This is a genomic window from Nonomuraea rhodomycinica, assembly GCF_013363995.1.
Taxonomy (GTDB): domain Bacteria; phylum Actinomycetota; class Actinomycetes; order Streptosporangiales; family Streptosporangiaceae; genus Nonomuraea; species Nonomuraea rhodomycinica.
This window is the reverse complement of sequence record NZ_JABWGO010000006.1, coordinates 146,625-165,384: the sequence shown is the minus strand read 5'-3', so window position 1 is coordinate 165,384 and position 18,760 is coordinate 146,625. Positions and strand designations below refer to the sequence as shown.

Below are 18,760 nucleotides of genomic sequence, written 5' to 3'. Positions count from 1 at the left end.
ACCGCTCGACACCAGCCCGGAAGTCAACCTGGTGCCCGAGATGTAGGTCGTCGACGAATAGTCAGACCAGATCAGCCCACTACCCTGACCCGGCACGGACGGATCATGCTCCACCTCCACAGCCAAACCGACCCCACGCCCTTCCGGATCGGAAACCACCGCCGAGAACCACGGCCTATCACTCGAAAAGGTCCAAAGGCCGGAACTCAAGGTGCCCAGGGCTGTAGGCGAGGAAACAGCTGGCTTGCTGGTGTCGACCTTGCCCGCCTGCCACTCAGACCAGGGACCCTTGACGGCGTTGTTAGCAGTAAGACCACGCACCCGCCAACGGATCAACCAACCGTCTTTGAGATCATCGCTCGGCATCTCTTCAGAGAACACCCTGCTGCCTGACGTACTGCTAACCGACGAGGCGTCCGACCAGATGAGTCCGCTGCCTTGTCCCGCTGCGGAGGGGTCGTGCTCAACCTCGACGCCGAGCCCGACCAACCGCCCCTCCGGGTCGGTGACGACGGCCGAGAACCACGGCGACGTTCCAGATAAGATCCACGTGCCTGAACTGTACGTTCCGAGTGTCGCGAGCGAAGTAACGGCTGGCTTGCTGGTGTCGACCTTGCCTGCCTGCCACTCAGACCAGGGACCCTTGACGGCGTTGCTGGCAGTAAGACCACGCACCCGCCAACGGATCAACCAACCGTCTCGGAGAGAACCGCTCGACACCAGCCCGGAGGTCAACCTGGTGCCCGAGGTGTAGGTCGTGGACGAATAGTCAGACCAGATCAGCCCACTACCCTGACCCGGCACGGACGGATCATGCTCCACCTCCACAGCCAAACCAACCGCACGCCCTTCCGGATCGGAAACCACCGCCGAGAACCACGGCCTATCGCTCGAGAAGACCCACACGCCCGAACTCAGCGTCCCGAGCGCCGTTAATGCCGACACCGAGGGCTCCGAAGCGGCGGTGCTCACGTCCATAACCTTGCCTGCTGCCGCTTTCGACGTTTTCACGGGCTCATCAGCATCGCGGGTGGACTTGGTCGACTTCGCGGGAGTCGACAAGCCTCCGTCGGCACGCTCGCCGGTCACCTGGTGGTGTGTCTCCAACGGGAGCGAGCCTGCGGGACGTTTCCACTTGCCGGGGCTTCTGACAGGCTCACCGGTCTCGGTGGCCTTGGAGTCCACCAAGTGGGGAAGTCCTTCAGCGGAGCGGGAGGACTTCTGTGGAAGGACGGTGGATGCGCCCTTCGTGGGTGAGGTGGGGATGTCCAAATGGGCCGGAACAGGGTCAGCGGAGACCGGCTGGAATTGCATCTGAACGAGACCGGGGATCAGCGCCATCGTGGCGATCAGTGCTGACCGGACGAGCCGGCGCCGTGGGTCGGCAGGGCTGCGTCCCGTGACGACGGCTTTCCGATTCCGTGCATGCCAGATCGCCATGGGCCACCAATCCCGCCGTAGAGAAGACGAATCGCTGGATCAGCAGGCCCCCGCGCCAGCCATAAGATCCATATAAAGAAGATCACCATATGTATAGACGGAAGGCCACGGGCGGCATAGACGCGAAGGCCTTAGCTTTCAAAAGAGGGCGATCCCCTAGCACTTGCCCCGCCTTTGACGTGGCTCTTTACCGCATGATGTGACAAGAATCACATCTATCTCCATCGTCATAGCCACGCCTTGCCGGACCATCGCATGGCAGAGCCGTAACATCATGATCACAGATGTGTACAGATGATCTTCGTTCGTCTTTCCCGGGTCACCAGGGTCATGGGGCACCGAATCGTTCTCAGTAAGCGAAGATCACGTCGTGTGACAGCGAGCCGGATGTGATGGACTCGGATGCGAGCCGTCCTGGTCCGGATTCCAGAAGAGCAGGTGACGGAATAGCTGATGGTCGAAACAGCGAAGTCATAGAGAAGGATTCGATGCGTCTCCGATCGTGGTCCCGAACGGCAACTTGTCGCTGGTGGGAACCCGGCCCAGGGCCGACGCACTGAATCGATGGGCGCTCTAGATCCTGCGGTCGGCACTCATACACGCGGCTCCAGCAACTTCTCCAAGAACTCCTGCGTAGCCGGATCAACCGAGTACACAGCGGTGCCCATCATGCCGCGAGTCAGCAGCACCTTGTAGGTGTTGCGGATCAGCCGGTCCGCCTGTTCGTCACTGACCTTCTTCCGCATCAATTCCGGGTCCTTGCTGGCATTGCGGACGGTGGCCAGCCTGCCGTCTCGATAGACCAGATCCGGGCCGAAGATCACGCCGTTCCAGTCGTACTCGAAGCCCTGGGCGGTGTAGACGCACCCCACCTGCTCGAACCCGCCGGGTACGGTGGCCCACAGAGCGCTGGCCGGAGCGTTTCCCACAGCCCTGTCACCCTTGACGTTCCACGGCCGCGCCCAGTCGCCGACCCGCACATCTGCGACCAAGCTGTCGTCCCCGTTCGGGGCACTCCAGGGCCAGCAGAACCCCGCCGTCATCCGTGCCGCGTATCCCGCGTCCAGCCGGCTCCTCAGCAGAGCTTCCAACTTGTGGGGCGACTCGGCGAGGGAAACGGTGAAGTGGTCGTCATCCGACCATGCCTCCGGAGCGTCGCCGTCCAGGCCCAGCAGCCGCAGCACCCACTCCTCGTACTTGCGGCTCCCGCCGCAACGGAACTGCGCGTCCAGATCGACCTGGTGGACGGCGAGGCCGAGAGAATGGGCGTGGGCAGTGATGTCAGCGACCCGTCCCATCTCACCCGGCCGTACCACCTGATGCTCGTCCAGCAGGAACACCGGCACCCTTGCGGCGGCAATCAGTTCGTCCAGCTGTGGCCGGCCCGTACGCTCGGTCGACTTGGTGAACCGGTTGGCCGACGTCTCGCGAATGCGGTGGGCCTCGTCACAGATCAGTACATCGAGTTCGTTGGGGTTGGCGGTCATGAAGTTGTTGAAGTACTTGAACATCGCCCTCATCCGAGTCGAGCCCTTGGCGACAACGCGCCTCATCGTCTCGGTGAAGGAGCGCGAACCGGTGGCATGCAGAGCGGAGTAGCCGCGGTCGGAAAGTTCGCCCAGCAGGGACAGTGCGATGACGCTCTTGCCAGAACCCGGGCCTCCCGTGATGATCACCACTTGCTTCGAGTTGCCCGCCCGCCTTCTCCACCGCGTGCAGAACCATCTCGTACGCCAGGCGCTGCTCGGCCAGCAGACGGAACCGGTCGCGGTTTTTGATCTCACCCGCGGCGACCTTTAGCAACTGCCTGGACGGACGGATAGCGCTGGAGAGCAGGCGATCGGCCGCCACAGCCCCGGACTCGGGCGCGAACTGGGCCTTGAGGTAGTCAATGAACTGACCTCGACGCGTCTTGCTGAAGAGCCGGGTGCGTTCGTCTTCGACGTGATCGTAGAGATCGTGAATGTCCGGATCACTGGCGTTGTGCAGGTAGCGACCCCGCGCACCGCGTTCTGGTGTTGGTCCAGGGCTCCGGCGAAATCGGCCAGGTATTCGCAGTAGCCCCGCACCTGCAAGACCGGGTGAAGCTTGGGCCGGTTCCCCATGCCCGACACCAAAACCATGTTGGCGTCGTCCTCGTACAGCTCGGCCTGGCTCCACTGCTTGAGCTCGACGATGAGGTAGGAGTCCGCTCCGGTCCGCCTGTCACGTCCGGCGAGGATGACGTCCGCCCGCTTGCTGGTTAACGGGAGTTGGTACTCGATGAGCATCTCGACGCCACCCAGGCCGGCTTCGACCAGATCCCGGGCCAGAATCGGGATGCTCCGATCCCAGGACTTGCGTTCGCTCCTGCCTGGATTGATCCCTTGGGTGGCGCGCAGGTAGTCGGCGATCACATCACTGAGGACGCGCTCGGGCACCGACTCGGACACCAGCTGGACCAGACTTTCCGCCGAATGCCGGAAAACGGCCACGGATCTACCCCCAGGCAGCACGAAAGACTCGTGCGGTATGGGGGCGTGTCCGCCATCAGAGCGGAAGCCCGTCGGGCCGCATCACCGATACGTCCTGAAGATTACCGGGATCTTCGCTTAATCCAGCCCGATCAGCCAATCAAGCGTGTGGAACGGCGTCCCCGGGTCGTCACCTGTACGCGACCGGAGGATCCTGATCGCTCGATATAGCGCGATGACTTGGAGGGCATCCCTGACGGGATATATCGGATCAGGGACTGCCGGTGCCGGCGAGATGCTCACATCTAGGGTGGCCTCGTGCAGCGCCTCGCCCTCTTCGACCTCGACAGGACTCTTATTGACCTCGACGCCGCGTTCTTCCGATGGGCAGAGGAGTTCGTCGAGCATTGGCGCTTGGGACCTGAGGGCGTGGCCTGGCTCGTCTCTCTGGATCGAGACGGGTACCCGCATCGAAAGATCTTCTTCGGCAAGGTACGCGAGCGCTTCGCTCTGGCGGAACCAGTCGATGAGCTGTGGGCGGCCTACCGCCGGCGTATGCCTCACCTTGTGCGGTGCTACCCCGGCGTTTTGGCAGGTCTTGCCGAGTTGCGCGCCGAGGGATGGCGAGTCGGCATCGTCACGAACGGCATGGCCGACAACCAACTTGGCAAGCTCCGGCGAACCGGCCTGGCCGACGCGGTTGACGGCTATGCGGTGTCCGGAGTCGAGGGCATCCGCAAGCCACAGGCCGGCCTCTTCCACATAGCCGCCGAGCGCTGCGGAGCTGCCTTCAACCAGGGCGGCTGGATGGTCGGCGACAACCTCGTCTCAGACGTGGACGGCGCCCGAAAAGCGGGCCTGGGTGCGATCTGGATCGACCGAGGAAGGCAGGCAATCGACGAGCATCAAGCCGATCACGTGGTCACCAACGTCATCGAGGCCCTACCAGCGGACGTAGGCGACTGCGGACCGGCAGGGACCGCTGAGGCGTTTCGGCTACAGGTAGCGCCTGCGGATTGGGACCAGGGTGGGCCCACCAAGGGTAGAGGACAGGGCCGCGGTGATGAGGATGGCGCCGCCGACAGCGAAGGTGGTGGTTGTGTCCACCTGCCCTCAGAACATTAGTGACCCTGCGAAGCCAGCACCTCTGCTCCTTAACCTGCGGGAACACCTCACGCAACGCCGACAAGAACCCGAGCGCGCCATCCCCGATCGCCAGCACTGGCGCTCGCATCCTACGCCGTTTGTGGTCGTGGAGCAGATTCATCCTCCTACATCAACAAGCGAACGAACCGCATCGCACGTTCGTTTGCTCCTCTCGTCGAAACTACGCTCCCGGATCTCTTGGTTTCGCCGAGATCGCCACCTTTACGGTTTTTTCTGTTACCCACAACATATGCGTAATGACTATAGCAGCAAAGGCAACACCGGCGAAGCACACAACGACGGCGACCCTATTCGCGCTGGCTTCCCTGTCAATGATTAACACAAGGAAGGAACAAAGCGTTGTAGCGGCAGTCCATCGCATACTTCTCGTATACGAGTTGAATAGACGTGGCCATTGCCTAGTGCGACGCAGTATTTCGAATCTTGGAGAGCTTGCGAAACTCAACGCGACTGCGACAGTCGCAATTATGAAGCCAAGAAGGCTACCGTGAAGGCCAAGGATCGCTGCATAGATCTCTTTTCGGCGATCCTTTAGAACGCCAAGGATTATGGCGTCAACCGGGGATATCAGCGATAGCCGATACAGGGCAGACGAGACTAGGGCAAAGACGATGAGTTCACTGGCGAAAGGGGGGACACGCCGACGGACCACCGGTTACACCTCTTAGGGGACATAGTTGGAACCCTCAGAGGACACACTAGCGGACGAGGCCGACAAAAGATCTTCACGCAACTCCACGTAGGCCAAGGCTATCTGACGGTAGGCGTCTTCGCTGTTAAGGTCTCGAGATCGCTCGTTCTGGCGGAGAAATTTCCTCCTGCTAATGAGTTGGTCTTCGAGAAGATTGATCTCATCCGCCCGACCGGTCTCACTATCTACTACCGTCGCTTTGAGCTCCTGAGTCTGGTATCGGAGGTCTTCTCTGCGAATGATTCGCCGCAAGAAGGTGATGAGATCGGACTTGAGATCGACTCGTTTGTATGGTTCGGGCTGCAGAGTCAGCCCGACGACCGCGGCGTCGCTTCCGGCAGCGGCAGTATCGAGGGCCTTACCCAGCGACTCATTCGCTTCCTGAATGACTGACGCGTACGACCTGCGGACACGAATCGTGAGCTTTCGGACGGACTTTGCCCCTTCTAGCTGCCGTGCAACGTCATTCCGGAGCAGGGCTTCGAGTACGAATGAAGGCGCGGCCCCTGACAACGCATGCGTCATATACGCCGGGAGGCGCTTGGCTCTCGGACCGTAGAAGTTATGCTCAACGCCGATGATTCCGTTGGGGAACAAGCAAATATGGGATGTCTCACAGAGCCCTTCATCATCCCCGAGGTTAAGACGCCGGAGAGTCCCCCGCCTTTCCGACTGGGGGAGCGCATTTCTGCGAATTGTTCCAAGGCGGATTTTAGCTATCTCGCTGGAAGTATCGTCGATCCAGACGCACAAGCTGCTACCGTCGGCCTGACTCATGTACCGACGGCTGTCGCCTTCGAAGGGAAGATCTTCTATCGTCTTGAGTCCTGCGAGCAGCTCCGCGTCGATGTTCTTAGGCATGCCAGATTCATCGGAAGCCAGCGTCTATTCGGTAGAAGTAGACACTGCGCTTGATGGTGGGCAGCTTGGGGCGAGACCGCCGAGGCGGGGATGTCGCGGAGCTCATATGCATAGGATGCCATGATACAGAAGCCTTTGTACGCATGGCGTAGTTTCATCGGGTATGCTGCAGGCCCCAATATCCCTTTTGTGTCGATCTGGCCCACAGCGTTCCTCCAGGTGCCGTGTTGCTTGCAGAGTTCCTGCGTAGAGCGCCCGGTGGGGTGCTTGTATGCGGGCACCGAACGAGCATCGATGTGTCCATCCAGCTCGAGGATCATTGGGTGCAGGGAACGAATCGAGGTAGGCAAACATCTGGCTGCCCACATGGACACCGCGTGGCCGTGAGCAGTTGACTCTTATGCTTCCCATAGAAGGCGATCTCGTATCTGCAGGCCGTTGCAACGTTCAGGACGTCGCCGCGAATCGGGGCGGCGGCGATCAGGTGGTGGGTGGCCTCATCAGATTCGGGTACAAACGTGGGATGATCTTTCTGATAGCGTGAGCGCCGCAGAGCTTCTATCCAGGTCAGAGCACATAAGGCAGGCGTACAGCCACCACTCTCCTAACCCGGAACCCAAGGAGGTGTTGTAGGGGACCCGGCCCCCTCTCGATGTCTGGCGCCGCCGACGTTTCCGATTCATATATGACGGGCTGATTCTTCTCAGCCCGCACCAGTCGCCTGGCGCACCTCTGCCAGGACTCCCTCCAGAAAGCCGACGACGCTTCCTCCTCCAAGCAGCAGTTGACGATCGAGCAACCTGTTGCCCGTCTCGCACGAAGTCTCGCTCACAAGGGAGCAGCCGTGGCATGCAGACAGGTTGAGTTGCGACGAGCCCTGCTTGTCCCTCTCGATGCAGACCGGGTCGTTCGAGCAGACATCTGCGTCGTCGAGCGCTGAGACGAGAAGCGGGATCAGCTTCTCGGGCCGGCCCAGCCGAACGAGTCCTCCAAGAGTTCCCTGAACATCTCCTGCCGCGGTGAAAATCAGAATCCCGGCGGTCTTGTCCTTCCGATCGGAGTTCGCATAGATCCGTTCCTGAAGGGAGGCTGACGCATAGCCACTGGCGTATGCAAGCCGACGGATGAGCAGGTGCGACAACGTGTGCAGGGCGATGTAGCGCGGCTCGGGGACGTCGAGGCGCTCCGCCCATGCGATGCCCGCACGGCGCTTCAGGAGGATGCCTGCCCGCGCCTGGACATCTGGTTGCGTCTCCCATTGCGCGAGTTTGTCCTCATCTAACCTCAGGAAGATCCCTTCGCCGAACATCTCCATGGCGGGATAGGTGGGAAACTTTTGGTGGTTGACTCCGAGGTCGGCTGTGATGCGATCGGCTTCCGCGCTGTAGCGCCTGAACCCGCGAAGAGCAGTCACCTCACGTACCCGATGTACCTGTCCGACGCCGGCGATCCGGCTGACGAGGCTCTCGGGGCCCGAGGTTGTCTTGAGGCTCCATCCGTCGACGACAAAGTCGCCACCGGTACGGTCTCGTCCACTGTCGAGCTTCTTCAGGAAGGCGGCCCACTCCCCGTCCTTGAGGTCGAGGAGCACGTCGTCGTCCGGAACATCGCCCCCTGCCACGATCTCGAGCACGGTCTCCGGCGCAACCCCGAGCTCGCCGGCAATCCATCCCGCGATCATCTCCGCCTGAGGGCCACCGTTGTCCGCGACGAGTCTCTCAAAGAGCATATGACCGCGTACTTTGTCGGCGATCTCCGCTGACTGAGGACGTTCCTCAGGGATGTCGAGCGCGGAGATCCGTTCGGCGATGTAGTTTCCCGTCGCTCCTCTCTGGACCGCGACAAGACGATGGTTGCACGGCTTCTTCGTCGGGTCTTTCGGCTCCCAGGGCTGCCGGCCCGCACACTGGAGACCGTCGCGCTGCAGGGCGTCTTTCGTCACGAGCTCTGCCAGTGACCTGGCGTGTCCGCACCCGTAACACTTGACCCGGAGGGAGGCCAGGCCCTCGCCCTGACCGGACAACCTCTCGAAGCGGAGCTCCTTGTAGGACTGACAGAAGCGAACGGCATCATCGAGAGCCGCCTCGCGGCCCCTGTGCGCCCACTGGAACCATGGGACATCCTGGGCGTGGCTGCCTTGTTCACAGATCGCGATGTAGCGCATCGGGACAAGAAGCCCTCCACACTCACAGGTGTTGCTCCACTTGCCGTGCCTCTTGCCGGTCATCTTTGAGAGCTTCGAGCACCTCTCGCAGAATCGCCAGGCGGGAAAGCGCCAATAGAGCAATGCGGCTGTGTCCTTGCCCGCATGGCCGGCGTGGGTCGGTGGCTGCCTGAGGGTACCCGGACCAAGCCTGGCGAGGAGTCGCTCACAGCTGATCTCCGGACAGTACTTCTTGTCCCACCAGGAGGTGTCGGGCGCGATCAGGGACTCACCTCGGATGTCCACGATCGCTCCGACCCCGAAGGGTGTGATCGTCTCCGACAACCGCAGGTCATGCCTAATCTTCTCCACGTTGTGCCTCCTCCTGGGGTTCCTGGACGTTCACGGCCACACTTGGTTCCACCGACCTCATTGAGTCGCCGACGAGCCACCCTTCCCCCATCTGCCCGAACCTCTTGAGCAGCGCGGTGTCGATCTTCCCCAGCCGCTCGTAGCCCAACGTCTCGTCCGTGTCGCGGGCCGAGTGCGCTCGGCGGTCCCAGTCGCGCAAGAGGCTCCAGGCGGCTCGTCGTGTCTCCTCCACCTCGAGGTCGTCGGCTCGTGCCACGTATGTGAGGAAACGATCGAGAAGAGCCGTCACTCCGTCACTGAGTGCCATGTCGTCGAGGTCGAACCGGCCTGCTGTGTCGTTCTCGGCCAGCTGGTTGAACGATTGCCGCACCAGTGCCACGAGTGCTCCGGCCAGTGAGCGCTCCCTCGAGGCCAGCGACCATGGTGTGACGCTCGTGGGTTCGACGCTGCGGTAGAGCGCCTCGTGGTATCCGCGGAAGGTTTCGAAGTGCGACCGGTCTCGGGCACGACTCGATCTGAAGAGCGTCACCACGATGCCCCTGGTGTCGCCGCGCCCGACGCGGCTCGTGGCCTGGATGTACTCCGCGGTCGTCTTCGGCTGCCCGACCATGAGCATCAGGGCGAGCCGGGGAATGTCGATGCCGACGGAGAGCATGTTCGACGACAGGACCACGTCGATCGCCGCCGGGGACTCGTCCACCCGGACCCGAAGGGCCCGCAGATCGCTCGGAAGCTGCTCCGCTCCCCGCCGGCTCGTCAGCTCCAGCACACGCTCCGCTCTGACCGTCCTTGGCGGCAGGCCCAGACGTTCTGCACGGGGCTCGAGTCGGGCCCGTACGTCGTCGACGACGAGCGTTCCGGTACGTCCGAGCTCGCGGAGGGAGTTGTGGTACATAACCAGAGTCCAGTAGGCGTCCCTGGGAACGACAGCCTCCCCACGGCTGGAGAGGACATCGGGTATCTCGATGAGCGGAGTTACCGCGGAGATGACCGCCGAGGGCTGGGACACCGACTGAGGCATGAGTCCGACGTAGAGCCGTCCTTCGCCGTTCTGGACGGGTCGGGAGAAGAAGGTCCGGTCGTCGTCCAGCCCTGATGGCGGATAAAGCGCCACCTTGCGCCCGTAGAGCCCTTGCACCTGTTCGTCCGAGGCACGAATGGTCGCGGTGGAAGCGACGATCTTAGGGCTGGTACCCATTCGGCTCAGCAGCACCTGGATCACGGCGTCGAACACGGCGACGGTGGTACCCAGCGGCCCGGACAGAAGATGCAGCTCGTCCTGGATGACCAGGGAGGGCTGCTTGAACGGGGTCCCGAGGCCCAGAAGCCTTCCCGCGGCGGGTTTGAACTGGAGCCGGGCGAACTTGTCGACGGTCGCCAGGAGGATCGTGGGCGGCTCGTCGTACAGGACCTCGTCGACGACGGCGAGCGGCAGTTCGTCGCTGAATCGACACGAGGTGTCGACACAATGCAGTACGACGTCCTTGCCGAGCAGACGCATGCCGTAGTCCTTCGGCCGTGTGCTCCTGGATTTGGGCACCATCGGTGTCAGGCACCAGGGGCAGCTCTCCACCTGGAACTCGTTGGCCTCTTCAGGTCGCGCCGCCTTCATCAGTCGATCCAGCGCTGCCTTCGCCGCGAGGCGGTTGTTCGGGGTGACGTCCTTGCCCACCCAGAGGCCGATCGTGAAGGGTGTCATGCCCATCACCCGAGGATCCGTACGACGCAACAGCTCCATTGCACAGACGAGCGCTGCTGCTCGCTGGAACTGTTGAGACGTCAGGAGCCGGAGGGTGTACCTGGTGATCACAGCGGTGCCGCCCCCCGCCGTGCCGTGAAGCAGTCGCCGGTGGAAGATCTCGATCGCTGCGAGGCCCAGGTATGCCTCGGTCTTGCCACCGCCGGTCGGGAACCAGATGAGATCGACGAGGTCACGGTCGCCGTGCTTCTCGTCGACTGTGGAGGCGAGCGAGACGAGGAGGAACCCGAGCTGGAAAGGCCTCCACTGTGGTTCCTTCGAACCGGCCTCAGGCCCACCCCTGTTAATCGAGGATTGACTCATCTGCAGACGCATCGCCGCCATGCCCAGAGCGAATGCCGTACGGAGGCGTCCCTGAGCCGGATCACGAAGCAGCGCCACGCCGGCCCGCATTCGTTCGAGCGCATCCTGGGAGCGGCTGGCAATTCGTCGAGCGACCTCCGCCTCGTCACCGAAGCCTTCGGCCCGCCACGTCTGTTCGTCCACCCATTCGGCGAACGCATCGGCGAACGCATCCAGAGACTGCAGCACCGGCTCCGGGTCCGAATCCATCCTCATGAGATGTGCGAGTTCCAAGGACTGCGCTTCGGGGGTGTTCTCCGGGAAGCCCGTGGTCTCGACGGCAGGCACGACGAAGGCCGGCACTGGCTCGAGGAACACTGCAGTACAGCTCCCGTCCGTGACGTCCCAGTCTGCGGCCATCCCGTGACCGACGGCATAGACCTTGCGGTTGCGATACCTGAGCCGAAGCTCGGCTGTCTCCTGATCACCGCCGGACAGCCGGGTGGTGTCGTACTCCATGAACTGCGCGCCCGCGGCCGGACTGACGGACAGCCCCACCTGGAAGAGCATCTGAGGGATGTCGAGACGCTCGTCTCCGGTGGACTCGGACATCACCCTGACGTGCACCGTGACCAGGAAGTTGCCTCTGAAGTCGCGCCAACGCGACCCGATCTCCACAGGCACGTCGCCCACTGTGAGAAGCTCCGGGCGCCGGCCTTTGGCCAGCGAGATCTTGCCTGAGGCAAACGGCCTACGACGCCACTTGGGGGGCCCTTCAACCGACTCCTGTGAGTACGTACCGCACGAGAGGCTTGCTTCCACGGAAGCACCGTCGGTGACAAAAGAGATCGCGACGGATGATGGGCGCCAGTCCTCGGCCAGCGGAACAGCCGCCCCGTCCTCCTCGAGATCTCCCTCGGGTACGTCCGCAGAGATTTCGTCCTGGAGTTCGGTCTGAGCCTGGCCATCGGTCTCCGGAGCGGCGGGGAACAACATCCCGACGGCGTACTGCCGATGCGGGAGGTTGCGCGTCACTTCTTCCGGTCCCGCGTCCGGCCCGACGTAAGTGTCCCGGAGATGCTGCAGTGCGGCACGCTGTGCCTCGGTGAGGTTCACTTCCCGACCTGCTTCCGGACGAGTTCCTGGAGCCGCTGTTTGTCGTCCTTGGACGCGACGACATGGAGCGTGACCCGTGGTCTGGTGACGGCGACGTAGAACCCGGCGAGCCCGTGCTCGTCATAAGCCTCGGGCAGGTCGCAGACGATCACGTGCTCCGCCTCCAACCCCTTCGCAAAGCGCGGGCTGGTCACGGTGAAACCTGCGGCGCCCCGCATGGGAGCGGCGTCGGACGTGGCTCTGATGATCCAGATGCTTTCGTGACGGACGCCGTCGTCGACGAGCTGACGTGCAACGCTCTCCGCGGCGGCTACATCGGCCTCCGCGTCGGCCCATCTCCAGTGCACTCGCTCACCATTGACGATTCCCGGGTCTCCGATGTCGGCCCCCAGGTACTCCTGGACCACGTGGACGATCGCTCTCGTGTTGCGGACATTGCGGTTGAGGTCGAGGAGCAACGCCTCGTCGGACACGAGTTCGTAGACGTCCTGGTCGAAGGAGCCGTCCACGTGTGCCTGGTTGTTGGGGTCGAGGAACATCCGCCACCGACCTTTCGCCCGCCCTCCCTTGATGACGGCGTCCAGCGCGTCCATTCCCTTGGCGTTCATGAGGTCCTGTGCCTCGTCGACGAGGACGACGTCGTACTTCTTCTCTCCGTCGAGTTCGGAGAAGGGGCGTAGGTCGATCTCACGGCCTGTGATCCGCGGTGAGAAGAAGCCGACCAACGCCGGCGAGTGGAAGGTGATCAGAACGGATCTGCCCTCGCCGGCCTCTTGTTTCGCGGCTTCGGCCAGCACGAGGGACTTCCCGGTACCGGCGCCTCCGACCACCATCATTCGCTGGTTGCGTGAGAGTGCGGCCAGCACACGTGCCTGGTCGTCCGTCGCGCGGTTCTGCTCCTCGATCACGGCCCCGCGCTGAGCATCGACGACCGGCATCCGGGTGAACTCACCGAAGAGACGTGCCCGTAAGAGGTCTGTACGCGCGATCTTCACCCCATGCGGCGGCGTCCTCGTCCCGTCGGCAACGGCCTTGAAGGCTGCGGTCATGGCAGCGACGCTCATCTCCTCCTTGGCCCACCAGTGGCTCCCCTTCCACTCGACCGTCGGAGGAGGGGCGTCGATGTCAGGGGTGATGACGACTGCCTCGCTTGCGTACCAGCCGATGCCGTCCTCGTTGAAGATCGCTCGTAGCGCGTGCATCGCCGACTGGGCCTGCCGCATCGGGGATTCACGGAGCCTCTTCCAGTCGCCGCGTCGGTCGACGGTGTACCAGAGGCCGTCGTGCTTGCTCACGCCTCCGCCCTTGACCTCGACCAGGATGACGATGTTCTCCCACAGGACGACGAAGTCGGCCTCCGCCTGTTGCTTGGTCCCGTGGGTACGGAGCGACACCGAGTGGAACGCGACGGCGCCTTCTGGTCCCTCGATCGCATTAAGGACACGTGCGACCCGGCGTTCGGCACCGCTCGTCGCTGTCGCCTCGATGTCCGCGAGGTCCGGAACAAGAATCATGCGCGATGCTCCCGCCAGAGTTGTTCGTACTCCCGGTAGCCGAGGAAGTCGTTCAGCGCACCGAAGTTGTCGGCGATGTCCACGATGAGACACTCCTCCTTGCCGCCGTTCTCCGGACCACGAAGACCCCGACCGGCCATCTGGATGTAGGCGCTCGGGCTGAACGTCGGGCGCGCGATGTAAAGAGCACGGACACCAGGAGCGTCGAATCCCTGGATCAACAGGTCGCAGTTCGCGAGCACACGGATCTCTCCCGATTTGAACTGCTCGATGACATCTCGACGTTCCTGCCGACCGGTCTGGCCGCTCACCGCGGCGGCCTCGACCTTGCGGTAGCGCAGGGTCGCCGCGAGCACCTGTGCTGACAGCACGTTCGGGGTGAACACGAGGATCGGCCATTCCGGATCCTGCTGCATGATGTGATCCACGAGGATCGCCATACGTGCTTGGTCTCGACCGATGCGATCGAGAACCTGTGGTTCGAGCTTGCGCTGACCCCGAACGTTGGCCTCCTCTGCGGGCTCCAGAGCGACGTCGATTCCGGGAAGCACCTCGTGCCGGACGCGGGCAAGCACACCCATCTGGGACAGTTTCCGGTAGGCCTCGCCCCCTTCAAATGCCTTGATCATGCGGCGTCCGAAGCGCGCTACCAGCTCCTTCGTCTGAGTGTCGCTTCCCATGGAACCCTTGAACGGCGTCGCAGAGAGGCCGACGAGAGGCCGCTCCCAACTGCGCCCGTCCACTCCCAGCCATTTGAGGATCTTCGTGTATCTGGAAGAGCCTCCCGCTCGGTGGGCCTCGTCGACGATCACTGCGGACGCGTTGCTCAGCCACGTGTATTCCGGGCGATCGATGACCTTGACCAGCTTCGCGTCCGTGGCGACGACGACGCCGAACTGCGTGTCGGGCTCGTGCACCGAATTGTTCTCCCAGAGCCTGCCGATCGTCAGTGGTCGTTCGTCAGCCAGGCCGCGCCACACCATGCTGAAGGTCTGCACCGCCTGTTCACAGAGCTCGGCCGACTGCGCGATCCAGAGCACGGGTCCGCTCAGGGAGCCGTCGATGAACAGCCGCAGCACCGTCTCTGTCGCCACGCGCGTCTTCCCTGCACCTGTAGGGAGCTCGACCATGGCCTTGAGCGAGTTGCCGTTCGGCTCCTTGAGGATCAGGACGTCCCTCAGGCGGGTGCTGAGGTCTTGCTGGAAATCGTGCAGGGGGTTCAGCTTGACGGCTCCAGGGATGACGAACTCGTCGTCCTGACGCTCGTTCCGTTGGCCGGCGTACTCGGCACCGAACCCCATCTTGCGAAGCCAAGTGATGGTCGGCGCCCCGCCGGCCCACGTCGTGGGAACGTCCGTGTATCCCTCGCCGCGGAACTGGTCGGCGAGCAATCTGATCGAATCGCTTCTGTAGACGGTGAGAAAGAGTTCCGCGACAGAGGTCGCGTTGTTCACCAGGCCTTGTCTCTCAAGTGCCGACCAGAGGCCCTTCGGCAACGCCTCCCGGAGGGTGTCGTCCCCGAAGAACACCTCCAGACGCTCCACGTCGGTGAGGGCTGCCTTCGCGGCTTGGCGCTGCCCCTCAAGACGCTGGTCCAGCCCTGCCTTGAGCACTTCGCTCAGCTGGGCGTTGTCCAACCCCAGACCGAATGCCTGGTTGATGACCTCCAGGACTTCCCGCTCGCCGAGGTCTGCCTGCACGATCAACGTATGTCCGTCGAGATACCTGTCGCGCGACTGGTCCTCCACACCGTCCTCGGTGGTCACACGCTTGGCGATGTGCACAGCCCTCGCCACCGTGGCGTTCATGACCTTGTCCACCGTGTAGGTCGAGCGGAGTCCGGTGTACAGGTCGATGATGCGTTCGCCGTCCTGCTGCCCCTCGATCAGCATGGAGAAGGAGAAACTGTCCTCGAACCTACGGCATCCCACGGCCTCGACCAGAGCTACGGCCTCGTCACCGCCTGCTCGGAGGTAGGGCTTCTGCCGAGACGCCAGGAAGCGCTGCTCCTCGTCGGTGGTAGCGATGTAGACCGTGTCCGGCCGCCGTGATTCGATCCCCTGCCCGATACGAGCCGGGATCCGAGACGGATGTCCTTGCGAGAACGCGAGTCTGCTCGCGGCAATGATGAACTTCGTCAGGGCGTGATCCTTGACGCGTGGCGGGAAGAGCTCTGCTTCGAGAGCTTCCCGCAGCACGTCCGACGGCACCTGAGCCAGCTCACGGGGCAGGTTCAGCTTGTGCTCGATGTTTCGAGGCCCTCGGTACAGCGGAAGCAGGTCCTCGTACTCGACCATGGCTGCCGACACGATCTTCTGTGGAGATTTGCGGCCCCGGGTCGAGGGGAGCACGCCTGCTCGGTCGACCGCCCATCGAAGCGGTGAGGTCACCCGATAGGTCTGACGGGAATCGAGGTCCTCGACGGTCCAGGATTCATCCTCGAACCCCAACAGCTGCGTCGTCCATCTCTCTCGTAGCTGATCGGGCGCGCCTGCGTCCCGCAGCATGAGAAGGACCGAGAAGGGGCCGGGGCCCGCATGCTCGACGAACTCGATGCGCTCGATCTCTCGTTCGCCGGGCCCTCGCCTGGCGTTGAGGAAGTCCCTCACCCATCTGCAGTAGTTCCCGAAGAAGACCTCATCCTCGGTGGGGTACTCCTTCACGGGATCGTGGACGACGCCCACTGCGTGAGCGACCTGTGGGACACACCGGGATCGGTCCAGGAGGCGCCCGCCGAACTCATCCCCCAGTCCGTCCATGTCCACTACCTGGCTGGGCCACGACCACTTACCGTCAAGGGTAGGCACCTTGATGTGTCCCGACGTGTCCTTCGACAGCATCTTCGCGGCGTCTGTCGGCGAAACGTTGACGACCGCGTCCCAGAACCTGGTCAGCGCCTCGTCGTCGGAGTCGACAGAGAGCTTGTTGAGACGTGCTCGCAGGATGGCGAGGGGGTCCAGGTCGCGGAACCCCTGGCCGCGTAGATGCTCCTCGATCTTCGGGATCGCGAGAAAGTCTTCGGCGACGAAGCGTGCGCCCTCGATGTCGACGTCGTCGACACGTCTCAGGAAGACGTTGCTCCGGTCCTTCAAGGAGCACAAGCCATCCGTGGTCGGGATCACCCGCGCGGTCTGAATCCCCTCGATGGCCGAGTGGTTGACGACAAAGGCGAAGGCTCTCGCCGCCGCACCGGGATCCGTGCCCTCGGCCCACTCTCGCAGCCATGTGAGGAGGCCGCGTTTCGGCATTGCCTCAAGAGCTCGCTTCTCGTCTCGCGGGTTGATCTCCAAGCTCTCGGCGACACTGAAGACGCAGAGCTGCCGCAGACGGGCGATTCGCTGTTGGATGGCGTAGCAGCGCCAATGCGGGACGTCGTTGCCCGTGTTCGGAGAACTGATCCAGTTCCTGTGGTCCTGCTCCGAGACACCGCTGACCATGAAATCGAGCGGGCGAAGCTCTCCGGCGAGCCTCAGCCTGCCTGTCGCGTCTGGAACGATCTCGCGCTGCGCCGCGATGCTCGGCACGTGCGTGGAGAGAATGTCGTCCCCGAACGAGAGCGCCTCACGACCACGCGCAGGCATGTACTCAAGGTGGGCGGCAGGGTCGTCACTCGACGCAACCTTGGGAAGCATCCCTACGAACATGTCGGAGAGAGTCTTCAGAATCTCTCGGTTGTAGGTGTTCTCGAGCAGCGTCGTCCGGTCGTCGTTGACGCTCCAAGGAGCGTTGAACAGCGCCGAGGCAGTGGTCTTGTCCTGCAGAGGGAAGTATGACCAGAACTCGCCGATCCTGAGCTGAGTCTGGCGGGACGGCATCGCGACCGTGACCTTGACCTGATCCCGCGAAACAGCCTCTCCGACCTCGAGCCGAGCCTCATGGGACGGAGAGTGCATCCGATGCTCCACGACCCACTCATCACCGGACCCGTCCGGGCGCTCGATCCTGAAGCTACCGTCGCCGAGGTCTCTGGACATGTGGCTCGTGCTGTAGGACTCCTCCTCGGACCCGATGACACGAAGCCGCACTTCGCGCACCTCGGTGACGAACAGGAGGAACTCCGACCGGAACTTACGGATCTCATCTTTTAAACGTTCCAAGTTGGAAGCTCGTGGCAGCTTGACCACCGTGGTTGCCCACTCAGCCAGCTCAGCGAGCACGGGGTCTTTCTCAAACGCCGCCTCAGCATCGATCAGAGTCGCGGTCCGCAGCGCAGGGAGCCTCGTCACAGGCGCTCGGACAGCATTGATCGCCGCCTTTGCCTTGTCAGAGTTGAACTCGAAGGACACCGATCGGCTGTACACCTGGGGAGCATCGGTCACCGCCAGGACCGATTTGAAGCCCAGACCGAAGCGCCCGATCTCGTCACCGCGCTTGCCGCTGAGGTGGGCGTGTGCGATCGACGTCAAGCCGCTCTTCGAGAACGGACGTCCGGCATTGGCGCAGTACAGCGTCGCGGACCGCAGGTCGAGGACGATCTCCACCCGCCCCCCACCGAATTGATCCGAAGACCCCCCGGACATGGCGTCCGCCGCGTTTTGCACCAGCTCAAGGAGCGTTCGGTTGGCGTACCCACCAACCCGGATGGACTCCTCGTGGTTCGCATGCTCGGTGATGAGGTTGGGATTCGCCCGGTACGAGGCGATCGCTCGATCGAACTGTTCCTCGACTTCTTGCGTGAGTCCGACATCCGGTGCCCAGTCCTGCCGCCTCGCCATTACGACCTCATGCCTCTCGCGTCCGGTCCTGAAAGGCTGCCGCCACCCCCGGCCTCACAAAACCGTCGCGGCGCGCATCACACCGCATTCACGCCTAATCGTGCATAAAGCAGCCAGAACAGACCTATGGCCGCGAGGGGGCGTCACCGACATCACCGGCGCAATGATAGACCCGACTACCTCCATGCTGGCAAATACGAAAATTCCTCTTAATCTGCACCGGCAATCACACGTCCCGACTCACCTT

At 62.9% G+C, this 18,760-nt stretch carries 9 protein-coding genes and 1 pseudogene; 1 reads left to right on the top strand and 9 read right to left on the bottom strand.

Going from position 1 to position 18,760, the window contains the following annotated elements:
- From HT134_RS24650 to HT134_RS45925, 3 genes are all read right to left on the bottom strand, one after another.
- On the bottom strand, window positions 1–1,440 hold a 1,440-nt coding region (locus HT134_RS24650; RefSeq protein ID WP_175602829.1), incomplete at its 3' end, for a hypothetical protein.
- 593 nt (window positions 1,441–2,033) lie between these two features.
- Window positions 2,034–3,119: a DUF2075 domain-containing protein gene (locus HT134_RS45930; RefSeq protein WP_312888395.1), complete on the bottom strand. Its 1,086-nt coding sequence runs from the start codon at window positions 3,117–3,119 to the stop codon at window positions 2,034–2,036.
- Window positions 3,120–3,236: 117 nt separating this feature from the next.
- A complete protein-coding gene (locus HT134_RS45925; protein ID WP_246365274.1) occupies window positions 3,237–3,914 on the bottom strand; it encodes a hypothetical protein in 678 nt (225 codons plus the stop codon).
- Between the two features lie 297 nt (window positions 3,915–4,211).
- Between HT134_RS45925 and HT134_RS24640 the strand changes: the two genes are divergently transcribed.
- Window positions 4,212–5,018: an HAD family hydrolase gene (locus HT134_RS24640; RefSeq protein WP_175602828.1), complete on the top strand. Its 807-nt coding sequence runs from the start codon at window positions 4,212–4,214 to the stop codon at window positions 5,016–5,018.
- Here the strand turns inward: HT134_RS24640 and HT134_RS45920 are convergent.
- From HT134_RS45920 to HT134_RS24615, 6 genes and pseudogenes are all read right to left on the bottom strand, one after another.
- Window positions 5,002–5,157 (bottom strand): annotated as a pseudogene (locus tag HT134_RS45920) (transposase); the annotation flags it as partial. The gene HT134_RS24640 and the pseudogene HT134_RS45920 overlap by 17 nt on opposite strands.
- A gap of 567 nt (window positions 5,158–5,724) precedes the next feature.
- Entirely contained in the window at window positions 5,725–6,612 is an 888-nt protein-coding gene (locus HT134_RS24635) for a hypothetical protein (RefSeq protein ID WP_175602827.1), read from the bottom strand.
- 703 nt (window positions 6,613–7,315) lie between these two features.
- A complete protein-coding gene (drmB, locus tag HT134_RS24630; protein WP_175602826.1) occupies window positions 7,316–9,127 on the bottom strand; it encodes an MrfA Zn-binding domain-containing protein in 1,812 nt (603 codons plus the stop codon).
- On the bottom strand, window positions 9,114–12,284 hold the full coding sequence (locus HT134_RS47730; protein WP_175602825.1) for a helicase-related protein: 3,171 nt from the start codon (window positions 12,282–12,284) through the stop codon (window positions 9,114–9,116). Before HT134_RS47730 ends, drmB begins: the two co-directional genes overlap by 14 nt.
- The gene (locus HT134_RS24620; RefSeq protein WP_175602824.1) at window positions 12,281–13,798 is read right to left on the bottom strand and encodes a nuclease-related domain-containing DEAD/DEAH box helicase; all 1,518 of its coding nucleotides are present in this window, start codon (window positions 13,796–13,798) and stop codon (window positions 12,281–12,283) included. The genes HT134_RS47730 and HT134_RS24620 overlap by 4 nt, the downstream gene beginning before the upstream one ends.
- Window positions 13,795–18,513: a DEAD/DEAH box helicase gene (locus HT134_RS24615; protein WP_175602823.1), complete on the bottom strand. Its 4,719-nt coding sequence runs from the start codon at window positions 18,511–18,513 to the stop codon at window positions 13,795–13,797. The genes HT134_RS24620 and HT134_RS24615 overlap by 4 nt, the downstream gene beginning before the upstream one ends.
- Window positions 18,514–18,760 lie beyond the last annotated feature (247 nt).

Excerpts from the sequence above, each read along its gene's own strand:
- HT134_RS24635 (WP_175602827.1), bottom strand. The coding sequence starts at position 6,612 with ATGCCTAAGAACATCGACGCGGAGCTGCTCGCAGGACTCAAGACGATA.
- HT134_RS24615 (WP_175602823.1), bottom strand. The coding sequence starts at position 18,513 with ATGGCGAGGCGGCAGGACTGGGCACCGGATGTCGGACTCACGCAAGAA.
- HT134_RS24620 (WP_175602824.1), bottom strand. The coding sequence starts at position 13,798 with ATGATTCTTGTTCCGGACCTCGCGGACATCGAGGCGACAGCGACGAGC.